This is a genomic window from Acetivibrio sp., assembly GCF_035371925.1.
Lineage (GTDB): Bacteria > Bacillota > Clostridia > Acetivibrionales > Acetivibrionaceae > Hungateiclostridium.
In genome coordinates this window covers 1-13,104 of the sequence record NZ_DAORXT010000002.1, presented here as the reverse complement: position 1 = coordinate 13,104, position 13,104 = coordinate 1, and the positions used below count along the sequence as shown (strand labels likewise).

The 13,104-nt window shown below is 39.4% G+C and carries 11 protein-coding genes; 10 read left to right on the top strand and 1 reads right to left on the bottom strand.

What is annotated here, in order from left to right; genetic code table 11:
• Window positions 1-116 precede the first annotated feature (116 nt).
• The 6 genes from iadA (at window position 117) to PLH43_RS00420 (ending at window position 6,881) form a co-directional block, all read left to right on the top strand.
• Window positions 117-1,289 (top strand): beta-aspartyl-peptidase, encoded by a 1,173-nt coding sequence (iadA, locus tag PLH43_RS00445; protein WP_324358937.1) that lies wholly within the window; start codon window positions 117-119, stop codon window positions 1,287-1,289.
• A 68-nt stretch (window positions 1,290-1,357) separates the two neighbouring features.
• Window positions 1,358-1,618 carry a hypothetical protein gene (locus tag PLH43_RS00440; RefSeq protein WP_324358935.1) on the top strand — a complete coding sequence of 87 codons (261 nt, stop codon included), beginning with the start codon at window positions 1,358-1,360 and terminating at the stop codon, window positions 1,616-1,618.
• A gap of 107 nt (window positions 1,619-1,725) precedes the next feature.
• A complete protein-coding gene (locus PLH43_RS00435) occupies window positions 1,726-2,547 on the top strand; it encodes a cyanophycinase (RefSeq protein ID WP_324358933.1) in 822 nt (273 codons plus the stop codon).
• Between the two features lie 27 nt (window positions 2,548-2,574).
• The gene (gene cphA / locus PLH43_RS00430; RefSeq protein ID WP_324358931.1) at window positions 2,575-5,223 is read left to right on the top strand and encodes a cyanophycin synthetase; all 2,649 of its coding nucleotides are present in this window, start codon (window positions 2,575-2,577) and stop codon (window positions 5,221-5,223) included.
• A 104-nt stretch (window positions 5,224-5,327) separates the two neighbouring features.
• Window positions 5,328-5,891: a GTP cyclohydrolase I FolE gene (gene folE / locus PLH43_RS00425; protein WP_324358929.1), complete on the top strand. Its 564-nt coding sequence runs from the start codon at window positions 5,328-5,330 to the stop codon at window positions 5,889-5,891.
• Between the two features lie 252 nt (window positions 5,892-6,143).
• Complete coding sequence (locus PLH43_RS00420) at window positions 6,144-6,881, top strand: DUF3784 domain-containing protein (protein WP_324358927.1); 738 nt, start codon at window positions 6,144-6,146, stop codon at window positions 6,879-6,881.
• Between the two features lie 556 nt (window positions 6,882-7,437).
• Here PLH43_RS00420 and PLH43_RS00415 read toward each other — a convergent pair.
• Window positions 7,438-7,788: a hypothetical protein gene (locus PLH43_RS00415; RefSeq protein ID WP_324358925.1), complete on the bottom strand. Its 351-nt coding sequence runs from the start codon at window positions 7,786-7,788 to the stop codon at window positions 7,438-7,440.
• 350 nt (window positions 7,789-8,138) lie between these two features.
• Between PLH43_RS00415 and PLH43_RS00410 the strand changes: the two genes are divergently transcribed.
• The 4 genes from PLH43_RS00410 to PLH43_RS00395 all read left to right on the top strand — a co-directional run bounded on the left by PLH43_RS00410 (window position 8,139) and on the right by PLH43_RS00395 (window position 12,711).
• A complete protein-coding gene (locus PLH43_RS00410) occupies window positions 8,139-8,810 on the top strand; it encodes a response regulator transcription factor (protein ID WP_324358923.1) in 672 nt (223 codons plus the stop codon).
• A gap of 1 nt (window position 8,811) precedes the next feature.
• Window positions 8,812-9,795: a sensor histidine kinase gene (locus PLH43_RS00405; protein WP_324358921.1), complete on the top strand. Its 984-nt coding sequence runs from the start codon at window positions 8,812-8,814 to the stop codon at window positions 9,793-9,795.
• Between the two features lie 143 nt (window positions 9,796-9,938).
• Complete coding sequence (locus PLH43_RS00400; RefSeq protein WP_324358919.1) at window positions 9,939-10,706, top strand: ABC transporter ATP-binding protein; 768 nt, start codon at window positions 9,939-9,941, stop codon at window positions 10,704-10,706.
• Entirely contained in the window at window positions 10,699-12,711 is a 2,013-nt protein-coding gene (locus PLH43_RS00395) for an FtsX-like permease family protein (RefSeq protein WP_324358917.1), read from the top strand. Before PLH43_RS00400 ends, PLH43_RS00395 begins: the two co-directional genes overlap by 8 nt.
• Window positions 12,712-13,104: the final 393 nt, after the last annotated feature.

Genomic DNA, 13,104 nt, shown 5'->3' with positions numbered 1-13,104 from the left:
AAATTTGCGTGCTTGAAAAAATTTCAAATCAAAATTAAGTATTTTCTCAATAAAATTGCACATTATACCTTTTAAGATATACAGAAAAATAAAAGTGTAGAAAAGGCTTTTAGGAAATGGAAGAAAAAGTATTCAAACTTCTGAAAAATGGAGTATGCTATACGCCGAAATTTGTCGGAAAAAAGGATATTTTAGTAGTCCAAAATAAAATTTATAAATTGGAAAACCAAATAGATGAATCCATTATCCCCGACCTTCAAATTATTGATTGCAGCGAAAGGATAGTATGTCCCGGCTTCATTGACCAGCATATCCATATTATAGGCGGAGGAGGGGAGGAAGGTCCCGGAAGCAGAATACCCGAAATTATGTTATCCGAATGCCTTAGGGCAGGTATTACAACAGTTGTGGGAGTATTGGGAGCTGACAGTATAACCAGAAGCATATCGGACCTTTTGGCAAAGGCACGGGCGCTGGAGGAAGAAGGACTGAATACATATATATATACCGGAAGCTACAGGGTTCCCACAGCTACCCTTACAGAAAGTGTGATGTCCGACATAGCACTGATTGACAAGATTATTGGAGTCGGTGAGATAGCTGTTTCGGACCACAGGTCTTCCCATCCTTCGACGGACATGCTCAAAGCTGTTGCCAGTGAAGCCAGGATTGGAGGATTGATTGGGAAAAAGGCCGGAGTTGTCCATATACATGTGGGAGACGGAAAAAAAGGGCTTGAGCCCGTTATTGAGCTTGTAGAGGATTCCGATTTTCCCATGGAGATGTTTGTGCCCACCCATTTAAACAGGAACAAGACTTTATTTTCCCAGGCAATAGAATATGCCAAAAAGGGCGGAAACATAGACTTGACGGCCGGAGAGACCAATGAGACCGGATATGCGGTGCCGGATGCTTTAAAACTCCTAGAAGACGCCGGAGTGGATATGGACAGGGTTACTGTGTCGTCGGATGCCAATGGCAGCATTCCGGCAAAGAACGGGAACGGCCTAGGGATTGGCAGCACAGATGAGCTTATTAATGACATAAGGAACAGTATTCTGACAAATAAATTGAGCATGGAGCAGGTTTTAAAGACCGTCACCGTGAATGTGGCGAGAATACTTAAGCTGTACCCCAAAAAAGGTGTTATTAGGCCGGTAAGCGATGCGGACATACTAGTCTTTGAAAAAGAAGACTTAAAACTTGACAAGGTATTTGTAAACGGCGAGCAGTTTGTGGACAACGGAAAGGTATTTAGGAAGGGACGCTATGAAAGCAAATGGGTTTAGTAATGTTAAAAAGCATGGGATAATGAATAGCCGTATTAAAACGTGCAAATACTAACTTGGGTGATGTTATGGAAAGAATAAATATTCAAAAGACAAGCGCCAGGAGCAATATAGTCTTGCTGGCAATAGGATGGATTTCGGCTTTGCTGTCCTTGGTTATATATCCGTTTATTTTTGGAGTGGTGGGAGTAATAATGGGCATACTGGCAACCAAAAACGGGAGCAAAGCCGGACTGCCTCTAATAGTGTCAAGTATTATCCTCATGGGTATAGGCCTGATATTCAGCGGAGTGATAATGAACTATGCAAGACGCTATTTTGGCATATAGTCCGTAATAAAAGAGCAAGGGGAGAAATAAAAGCCTTGCTTTTTTATTGATGACATATGTAAAGGAATTTCTACCAAGTATTTTATATACAAAAGTTGGAGGAAGTAATGGGTGAGAAAGTAAGGGGAAATTTGATTATAATTGGCGGTGCAGAGGACAAAGCTGGAAAAAAAACCATATTAAAGCATGTTGCCGACATCATCAGGGAAAGGAAAGGCAGCTTGGTGATATTGACAACAGCCACCGAAAAGCCTCAGGAGGTCGGAAGCAACTACAGACAGGTATTCGAAACACTGGGATTAAAGGATATAGATGTATTGAATATGAATTCGCGCAATGAGGCAAACTTGGATGAGAATGCCGAAAGAATAAAAAATTCCGGAGGAATATTTTTTACCGGAGGGGACCAGCTCAGAATAACAAGCATTCTCGGAGGTACAAAGGCATATAAAGCTCTGCATGAGGCTTACTCAAGAGGTGTGTTGATTGTTGGGACAAGTGCGGGGGCTTCTGTTATGAGCAACACAATGGTAGTTGAAGGAAAAGACAATGAGCCGGCAAGGAAATGCACCATGAAGATGGCTCCGGGATTGGGACTTCTTGAAGAAGCTATAATTGACCAGCATTTTGACCAAAGGGGAAGAATCGGAAGGCTTCTTTGCGGTGTGGCGGAGAACCCCTTTATGCTGGGAATAGGGATAGACGAGGATACGGCCATAAGGGTGTACCCCGATGCCCATTTTGAGGTGCTAGGAAGCAATGCCGTCACAGTTATTGACGGCAGCACAATAAAGAGTTCCAATGTATCTGAGCTCAATCCCGATGAAATACTGGCAATCTCCGGAGTAACGCTGCATGTCTTGCCTTGCGGATATGGATTTGACATGAAAAAAAGAGAAGTATTACGTCTTACTGATAAAAAACTCTAATTGCTTTTTTATTTAGGAGGAAGGAAAGTGCAAATACAAAGTATACAATGCTTTGCAGGAAGAAACATTTACAGTCACAAGCCAGTTGTTAAGATAACATTGGATGTAGGGCAGTTGTACAAATCACCTACAAAGGACTTGGGAAATTTTAACCAAAGACTTCTTGCTATGTTTCCCGGTTTGAAAAAACATTATTGTTCTCTGGGATATGAGGGTGGTTTTGCAGAACGTTTAAATGAAGGCACGTATATAGGACATGTAACCGAGCATTTGATTATAGAGATTCAAAATATACTGGGATATGAGGTCAATTATGGCAAGACACGGGTTGTTGAGGAACCTTCACTATATAACATAGTGTTTGAATATAAGAACGAAAAGTGTGCTGTAGAATGTGCAAGATCGGCGGTAAACATTATTTTAAAGCTTGTACAAAATGAAGAAGTTGATATAGAAGCAATTTTAAACAATTTAAGGGCCATTGCAGTGGAGACGGATATGGGACCTAGTACAAAAGCGATTTATGAAGAGGCAAAAAAGAGGGGAATACCTGTCACAAGAATAGGCGACGGCAGTATTCTAAGGCTGGGATACGGCAAGTATTCCCGAATTATTCAGGCTTCTTTGACGGACTTTCCGAGCTGTGTCAGCGTTGATATGGCAGGAAACAAGCAGCTTACAAAACGCCTTTTGACGGAAAGTAAAATTCCCGTACCTGACGGTGATACGGCTTACAGTTTTGAAGGTGCTTTGCAAATAGCACAGGAAATAGGCTTCCCGGTTGTAATAAAGCCATTGGATAGCAATCAGGGAAAAGGGGTTACCTTGAATGTTAAAAACGAACGGGAGATGGAGATTGCGTATAATGAAGCAAAAAAGTATTCAAGAGTGATCCTGGTGGAGAGATATGTGAAAGGAAAAGACTACAGGGTTTTGGTAATTGGCAACAGGGTTGCGGCAGTCTCCGAAAGAAGGCCTCCTTTTATAGTGGGGGATGGTATCCATACGGTGGAGGAGCTTATTGAAATTGAGAATTCCAATAATTTGAGGGGAGATGACCATGAAAAGCCCCTTACAAAAATCAAATTGGATGCTACAGCGCTAAAGGTTTTGAAGGACCAAGGCGTTGACAAGGGTCATATACCTCCTTTGGGCAAAAGAATATATCTAAGATACAATGGAAACTTAAGTACTGGAGGAACTGCCAGAGAATGTACTGATGAGATACATCCGTATAATGCAGATATGGCAGTGAGAGCTGCCCAAATCATCGGGCTTGATATTGCAGGTGTGGATATTACCGCTGAGGATATATCGGTACCGATAACTCACAATAATGGTGCAGTAATTGAAATAAATGCGGCTCCGGGACTTAGGATGCATTTGTTTCCGTCAGAAGGAAAGGCTAAGAATGTAGCGGGCGACATACTGGATATGATGTTTCCGGAAGCTGCGCCCCATTCGATTCCCATTGTATCGGTTACCGGTACCAACGGAAAGACGACCACTACACGATTGATCAGGCATACTCTTGCTTGTCTTGGGAAAAAGGTGGGAATGACATCCACCGCCGGTGTCTATATTGGTGATGAGTGTGTGCTCAAAGGGGACAACGCGGGACCGGCAAGTGCGGCAATGGTATTGGCATCAAAGGAAGTGGAAGCCGCGGTGTTGGAGACTGCAAGAGGCGGAATTGTGAGAAAAGGCCTTGGGTATGACCTTGCAGATGTGGGAGTTATAACCAATATTGCAGAGGATCATCTTGGGATGGACGGAATGAATACCCTTGAGGATTTGGCATTTGCCAAGTCTTTGGTAATCGAGGCGGTAAAGCCCGATGGATATTCTGTATTGAATGCCGATGACAAATTTGTCGGGTATTTCATGGAGAGAGCAAAAGGTGAAATTATCTTGTTTTCCAAAAAAAGCGACAATCCCATTGTCGGGGAGCATATGAAAAAGGGCAAAAAGGCTTTGTATGTGGATGAAGATACGATTATTATATACAACGGGAAAAGTTCCGAAGCACTTATGAATGTCAGTGAGATTCCCATAACCTACGGAGGAATAGTCGAATGCAATATTGAAAACTCCCTTGCGGCTGCTTCTGCGCTGTATGGCTTAAACCTTTCTGTTGAAGCAATACGGAAAGGGCTGGCAACCTTCAGACCCGATATTAAATCCAATCCGGGAAGGTTTAATATTGTGGATATGGGCGATTTCAAGGTAATGCTTGACTACAGCCATAACCCGGCGGGATACAGCGAGGTCATGAAGTTTTTGGACAGGATTGAAGCAAAAAGGCTTGTGGGGATTATAGGCATGCCGGGTGACAGGGACGATTCCAGCATATACAAGGCTGGAGAAATATGCAGTAAGTATTTCTCCAAAATTTATATAAAAGAAGATGATGACCTTCGAGGAAGGGAGCCGGGAGAGGTTGCCGGGATTTTTTACGATGCAGTTATTAGCAGCGGAACCGGAAAGGAAAATGTAGAAATAGTGTATTCCGAGGATAGAGCCCTCGAGAAAGCACTTCTTGATGCACAGTCCGGAGATTTTATAGTTATGTTTTATGAAGATTTTGAAAGGGCTGTAGAAGTTGTGGAACGGATTCGCAGAGAGCTTGCGGAGAATACTATGGCAACCGGGCCTGTAATTCAGAGTGTCGGATAAAAGATTTTGTCCTTTTTCTATTTATGAAGTATAATGTTATAAAGGAAAGTAACGCAAAATAGAAAACAGTTACTGATATTCAATAAATAGAAAGAGGTATTGCTATGATAGACAAAGAACGTATAAAAGCTGCCGTAAGGGAAATATTGATTGGTATCGGAGAAGACCCTGACCGTGAAGGATTGCTTGAGACTCCCGACCGTGTGGCAAGGATGTGTGAAGAGATATTTGCCGGACTCCATCAGGATCCAAAGTCGGTTGTGAAGGTGTTTCAGGAGGAAAGCCATGAAGAAATGGTAATGGTGAAAGATATCCCTATTTACTCGATTTGTGAGCATCATCTGCTCCCGTTTATAGGGGTGGCACATGTGGTTTATATCCCTAGGAAGGGCAGGATTATGGGGCTTAGCAAACTTGCCAGGATAGTTGACCTTATTGCAAGGAAGCCTCAGCTTCAGGAGAGACTGGGAAGTGAAGTTGCCAATGTTATAATGGACACCATAGATCCTTTGGGAGTGGCAGTAGTGGTAGAGGCTGAGCACTTGTGTATGACTATGAGAGGAATAAAAAAGGCAGGTTCAAAAACCGTAACTTCAGCACTTCGAGGTATCATTAAAACCGATGCCCGGACCAGGGCAGAGGTTATGGCTCTCATAAACGGAAGATGAGCCAAAGAGGATTATTCCTCTTGGCTCTTTTTTCATATGCATATTGCTGAATATCCTGGTGCAATTGGCCAATTATTTGTCTTTGAGTAGATTCTATTCGTAAAAAATCAATATGGGCTATATCTATTGCAAAACTTTCTTATAAAAGTACATAGTTCACTATTCATATACTATTTGTTACGAGTAAGTAGCATAGTAATGGTATAATGTGATATAATGAAATTATGATAATTATTAGTAAGAAGGTTTGCTATGTGGTTTTTTATAATAATGGGTGCATTCCTTATCTTGATGGGGATGACAATTCATGTATTCAAATGGTATTTTTTAATCTCCGGATATAACACCATGCCTGAAGAGAAAAAAGCAAATGTGGATACAAAAGGCCTTGGACGGCTGATAGGTATATACTTTTATGTAAACGGCGGTGTATCTATTGCATCCGGCCTTTTTTATGCTTTTGAGCCGGAAAAAACCTTGATTTTGTTCATTGGGTTCTTTATGGTGTCAACATTTTATATGTTGATTAAGGCCCAAAAGTATGACGGAAATATTTATGACGAAAATGGAAAGCTCCGAAAGGGTGCGGAAAAGCAGCTTGTGATTCCCGGCGTTATTTGTGCTGTAACATTAATCTTTGTGACTGTTGCGCTGTACTTTGCATTTCAGCCGGCAAAAATAAGTTTTCTTGAAGAAGGTATTCAAATCCATGGTATGTACGGGGATGTTTATACATGGGAATCCATTGAGAATGTCAGCTTGGAGGAAGAGCTGCCAACTATTGAGATGCGTACCAACGGTTCGGCTATAGGTTCAAAATTAAAGGGATATTTTAGGACAAAGGAACTGGGGTCGGGGAAATTGTTTGTTGATACTGAAAACCCGCCTTTCATCTATCTTGAAACTAATAAGGGTGTTGTTATTTTTAATATGAATGATAAAGACGAAACCCGGGAGTTTTTCAGTAGAATTTTGAAGGAAATAGAATAAGCGGAGGAGTGTAGTAAAAAACATTCTTAAGGATTTTACCTGTTGCATTTAATTTTACAACGAGCCTTCTTGACAAGTAATTTTAAGTCGATTAAAAATCTCCTCCTTGGATATCGCTTCCACAATTTTTGCCAAGAAGGAGATTTTTGATTTTCTATACGCAAATTTTAAGCATTTTCTTATAGTACTATTCTATAAAGCAATCAATAATAAAGCTTGCAACATACCCATAAGACAGCCCTAAAATACATATACCCAATATTCTGACATCAAATGTGCTGGAAAGCCCCCCTAAATATGATATAATACCAGTTAAAGCCGTGAGCCAGCCACTGTATATACTGTACCTTTTAATCCTGATAAATATATCGTTTCTTGTCATGTTTTTTCTATATTGCTGGCACCTTGAATGAGTTTTTCTACAATGAGCTTTTCTCTTTCCGACAAACAATACTGATTGTAAATATCATCCGAATTTATTGGAGGTTTTACATCTGAATTTTTTGAGTTTTCGGGGGAATTTGGAATAGATTTTATGGCCTTTAACTTAAGAGCATTAATCCCAAGATATAAAAAAGGTATATGAAATAATTAACATACTTATAACAATATTTACCGACAAATCTTCGAGATTGGCTGTTGTACACAATGCCATCAAAAAACCGAGAAAAAAACCTACAAAGCCGGTGATGATGCAATTGCGCTTGATGTTATCAAATAACTTTTCTCTAGATATTCCCTTTTTATAACCAATAAGAGTAAGTAACGCAGTGCCCACAAAGAGAAAAATCACTGAGGGAAAATCAATTACGAAAACTATATTTTCGCCAAGTATTGCTGCAATGAGTATAGCAACAATAGAAACAAGAAAAAGCTTGAAATATTTGATGGTTATGATTGAAGACATTAAGCATTTCCTCATACACAAACTATATAGTCTATTTTGCTGTCATAGGTTTTATCGTCAAAAAGTTTCGGTTATTTTACAATTAGGCAGGTATACAGGCTTTGTTGGTATTGACGGTTGCAATTACAAAAACATAGTAAAAATTAACGGTATTAGAGATAAAATAAAAAATTAAAATCTGCTAATTAAACTTCTTAGTCAAATTGATATAATTTTGGACAAGTAAATGCGAAAAATAAAGAGGAAATTGACTCCTTTGATAATAACAAATAAAATATTGCTATTAGTAATAGGAAAAAATAAAAGTACTAAATACTAAACAAAATAGTATGTACCATGGGTGAAAAAGAATGCATAAAATACTTATTGTAGAGGACGATACGACAATCGCCAACATAATTAAAGAACATCTGGCCTCTTGGGGAATGATAACCCGCTGTGTAACGGATTTTCAGAATGTACTTTCGGATTTCGCCGAGTTTTCTCCCCATTTGGTTCTTATAGATATATCCTTGCCGTTTTATAACGGGTATCATTGGTGCAGTGAGATTAGAAAGATATCGCAGGTACCGATTATCTTTATCTCCTCAGCATCGGACAATATGAATATTGTCATGGCTATTAATATGGGTGCGGATGACTTCATTGCCAAGCCTTTTGATTTGACGGTTTTGGTGGCAAAGGTACAGGCTCTTCTTCGAAGAACTTATGATTTTACTTATGGAACGGATGTATTGGAGCACAAGGGGGTAGTTCTTAATTTATCGGACTGTTCACTTCTGTATCAAGGAGATAAACTGGACCTTACGAAAAATGAACTTCGAATTTTACAAGTATTGCTAGAGCAACGGGGCAAGGTGGTAAGCAGGGATACTTTGATGTATCGTCTCTGGGAGACAGATGATTTTGTAGATGAGAATACATTAACCGTAAATATAGCAAGGCTTAGAAAAAAGCTTGCCGGCATTGGAATAGAGGAATTTATTATAACAAAAAAGGGTTTGGGTTATATGGTGGAATAATATGGAGATACTATTCGCATACTTGAAATCAAAAAGAAATCTCATAATAATGCTTTTTATTTTTATATTAATTTTTGCTGCGGTATTTTCTCTGTATGATTTGCCTTTGGAGGCAGTAGGTTATGCAAGTTTGCTGTGCTTTGTCGTAGTGTTGGTATTTGGAATTTACGACTATATTATATTTTTAAAGAAACATCATAGGCTATCTGAGCTTCAATCGGATATTGCCATTTCAATAGAGCAGCTTCCGAAGGCTGTAAACCGGATTGAACAGGACTATATGGCTTTAATTCAGGCCGTATTTAATGATAAACAGCAATACATTGCCAAAAGCGACAGGGAAAAAGCAGAAATGTTGGACTACTACACACTGTGGGTTCATCAAATCAAGACACCTATTGCTGCCATGCGGTTAATCCTTCAAAGTGAAGAGAGCCGGCAGCATTATGAGCTCACCGAACAGTTGTTTAAGATTGAGCAATATGTAGAGATGGTCATGGCTTATCTTCGTGTGGGAAGCAACAGTACGGATTTTGTACTGAAAGAATATGATATGGAGGATATGGTAAAACAATCGGTGCGTAAATATGCACCGATGTTTATCCGCAAGAAAATCAGCGTAAAGTTGGGAAACCTGAAACACAAGGTGTTGACCGACGAGAAATGGCTTTGCTTTGCGATAGAGCAGATATTATCCAATGCAATTAAGTATACGAATGAAGGATATATTTTAATCGACTCGGAAAATGAGACCATATTGCTCATAAAAGATACGGGAATCGGTATTGCTCCCGAGGATTTACCCCGTATTTGTGAAAAGGGCTATACCGGCTATAACGGAAGAATTGACAAAAGGGCATCGGGTATCGGTTTATATCTTACAAAACAGATATTGACAAAGCTTGGGCATCGCATTTCCTTTGAATCCGAAATCGGAAAAGGCACAACAGTGCGTATTGAAATGAGCACAAGTTTTCAGGAATAGGTATATAGAGTTGATGCTGTCATTTTTATTATTCAAGCTTACAAAAATGTAAGTGACAGAACCGATATTGTAAGCTGAATCGATGTCACGAAAGAGGGTATTACCGCTAAAATAAGTGTATAAGCTTTAAGGAGGTTGTTATAATGGCATTGTTGGAAGTAAGAAATCTCAAAAAGATATATACCACACGGTTTGGCGGTAATCATGTGCAGGCTTTGACCGATGTGAGCTTTTCGGTAGAAGCCGGCGAATATGTCTCCATCATGGGGGAATCCGGCTCGGGAAAAACCACTCTTTTAAACATCCTTGCGGCTTTGGACAAGCCAACGAGCGGAGATGTGCTGCTGTCGGGCAAGGATATGACAAAAATAAAGGATAAGGATATTTCAGCCTTTCGTAGGGATAATATAGGCTTCGTTTTCCAGGACTTTAACCTCTTGGACACTTTCTCGCTCAAAGACAATATTTTTCTTCCTTTGGTATTGGCGGGCAAGGATTATAAGGAAATGGAGCAAAGGATAAAGCCTTTGGCTGAGAAACTTGGTATTACAGATATTCTAAAGAAATACCCTTACGAGGTGTCGGGAGGACAAAAGCAGAGGGCAGCAGTTTGCCGTGCCCTTATTACCAATCCCCAGATTATACTGGCAGATGAGCCTACCGGAGCATTGGATTCAAAATCGACGGATCAGCTGCTTCATTTGTTTGGCAAAATTAATGAGGACGGACAGACCATTCTTATGGTGACCCATTCGGTTAAAGCAGCCAGTCATGCAAAACGTGTTTTGTTTATTAAAGACGGAGTGGTATACCATCAGATATATAGGGGCAATTGCAGCTATGATGAGATGTATCAGAAAATTTCCGATACTTTGACTCTGCTCACTACCGGAGGTGACAGAAATGCGTAGAAGTTTGTTTCCTTCTCTTGCGTGGCAAAACATCCGGAAAAATGCCAAGTTTTATCTACCCTATATTTTAACTATTATCGGCACAGTGGCAGGTTTTTATATCATAACTGCCATTGCCTCAGATGAAGGGGTAGCGAAGCTTAGGGGTGCGGCGTATGTCAAACTGATGATGTCTTTGGGGATAAATATTATCTGTATATTTGCTGTGATTTTTCTGCTATATACCAATAGTTTTCTCATGAAGCGGCGTCATAAGGAGCTGGCATTATATAATATGCTGGGAATGGAAAAACGGCATATTGCATGGCTCCTTTGCTGCGAGTCCCTGTATGTAGGCGTCATTGGAATTGGTGGAGGATTACTTTGCGGTATACTGCTTCATAAGCTGGTAACCCTTGCGTTGTTTAAACTGCTTCGATTCGATGTACCTTTCGGTTTTACAGTTTCTATTGAGGCTATAAAAGCGTCGGCAATATTATTTTCTATAATTATAGCTATTACCCTGCTATTTAATCTGGTGCGGATTCGCAAAGCAAAGCCCATTGAATTGCTTAAAAGCTCCAGTGCCGGGGAAAAGGAACCAAAAACCAAATGGCTTTTGGCTCTGATTGGTGTCCTGTCCCTTGGTGCCGGATATTATATAGCCCTAACTACAAAAACGGCAATTCAGGCCATTATGATCTATTTTTTAGCTGTATTTCTTGTGATAATAGGTACCTATTGCCTGTTTACGGCTGTAAGTATCGTTGTATTAAAACAGCTTCGAAGAAATAAAAAGCTGTATTATAAAACCAAATACTTCATTGGAATTTCCGGAATGTTATATCGCATGAAGCAGAATGCTGTAGGTCTTGCAAATATTTGCATATTGTCTACGATGGTATTGGTTATGGTATCGGGTACACTTTCCCTTTATTTAGGTACGGAGAATATGCTTGATAGATTTTGCCCGGGCCAAATTGTACCGCAAATTGCTATAAATAACGAAACGGAAAACCGATTTCAAAAAGATATTATAATAGAAAATATTAAGGATATCATAAGCAAAAACAATGGGAAGATAACCAAATTAGAGAATTACACCTATCTGGCTTTTGCGGCAGGCAGGGGCGAAAATTATTACCACACTACTATTACAGAAGGTTTTAATGCCGGTTTTGTACAGCTATGCTTTATAACCGGAGAGGACTATGCCAAGTTTACCGGAAAAAAGGTAGATTTGGAAGAGAATGAAATTCTATTTTTCAGTGATACATTGAAAGATAAAGAAAACCTTCGCATAGAGGCCGGAGATTATTCTTTTGAATTTACCATAGTAAAACGTATCGAAAGCTTTCCTTCGTTTGGAGATATAACTGCAATAGTCGATACCGGCTACGCAGTAGTGAAGGATGATGAGGTGCTTCAAGCTTTGTATAAGGGACAGAAGTCTGCCTATGGTGAAGCGGCCAGTGATATAAAATGGGTAGCAATAATTGATACCGATCTTAACGAAGATAATCAACTCAAATGTGCCCGGGAGATTGGTAATTTATTTTCAGCAGACAGTATGGGAGTTTGTAAAGAATTTTTGGTAAACACAAGAGTGGAAAACTCGACTGATTTTTATGCAGCAAGCGGTGGCTTTCTGTTCCTCGGACTGTTCTTAGGGTTTCTTTTTAACATGGCAACGGTTCTGATTATCTACTACAAGCAAATTTCTGAAGGCTATGAGGATAAGGAACGTTTTGAGATTATGCAAAAGGTTGGACTCCCCAAGAAGGAAATTAAGCGATCGATTAATATGCAGATTCTGATAGTTTTCTTTGCACCATTGATAGTAGCAGCAATTCATGTGGCCTTTGATTTTAGGCTGATGATACAGCTTCTAAGTCTGTTTTCTCTTACGAACAACAAACTTACGATGCTTTGTACGCTTGGAACCTTATTGGGATTTGCTGTGATATACGGTATTGTGTATTGGCTGACTGCACGAACATATTATAAGATTGTGAGTGCGGAGTGAAACAGTAGTATAATATTATGAATGACTAAATCCACCTGTTTAAGTGTTTTGCAGGTGGATTTATATTTGTGCTTTGATTTTTCTGTTGTCTATTTGTGTATTCTTTGGTTCAATTTATTATTAAGCATAACTATATTGGATGAAATAAACATATTGTGATATAATGTGTTTGTTTGCAGATGGAGTATGAAATTGTAACAACTTTTGATTACCATTGAAAGTTTAGCTCTAATGATTACGAAAAAGATGCTTAGTAGTTGTCTAGTGTATTTATATTATTTGTATTATATTACTTTACAATAGTGTATGATTGATAACTTATGTTCAGTAGAAAAGAATATAATGATACCAGAAATTAAGACTGACAAAACAGCAGAAATAAGTTAGAATGGA

Coding starts and splice junctions, on each gene's coding strand:
- folE (WP_324358929.1), top strand. CDS start 5,328: ATGATAGACAAAGAACGTATAAAAGCTGCCGTAAGGGAAATATTGATT.
- PLH43_RS00400 (WP_324358919.1), top strand. CDS start 9,939: ATGGCATTGTTGGAAGTAAGAAATCTCAAAAAGATATATACCACACGG.
- PLH43_RS00405 (WP_324358921.1), top strand. CDS start 8,812: ATGGAGATACTATTCGCATACTTGAAATCAAAAAGAAATCTCATAATA.
- PLH43_RS00435 (WP_324358933.1), top strand. CDS start 1,726: ATGGGTGAGAAAGTAAGGGGAAATTTGATTATAATTGGCGGTGCAGAG.
- PLH43_RS00415 (WP_324358925.1), bottom strand. CDS start 7,788: ATGTCTTCAATCATAACCATCAAATATTTCAAGCTTTTTCTTGTTTCT.
- PLH43_RS00420 (WP_324358927.1), top strand. CDS start 6,144: ATGTGGTTTTTTATAATAATGGGTGCATTCCTTATCTTGATGGGGATG.
- PLH43_RS00440 (WP_324358935.1), top strand. CDS start 1,358: ATGGAAAGAATAAATATTCAAAAGACAAGCGCCAGGAGCAATATAGTC.
- PLH43_RS00410 (WP_324358923.1), top strand. CDS start 8,139: ATGCATAAAATACTTATTGTAGAGGACGATACGACAATCGCCAACATA.
- PLH43_RS00395 (WP_324358917.1), top strand. CDS start 10,699: ATGCGTAGAAGTTTGTTTCCTTCTCTTGCGTGGCAAAACATCCGGAAA.
- iadA (WP_324358937.1), top strand. CDS start 117: ATGGAAGAAAAAGTATTCAAACTTCTGAAAAATGGAGTATGCTATACG.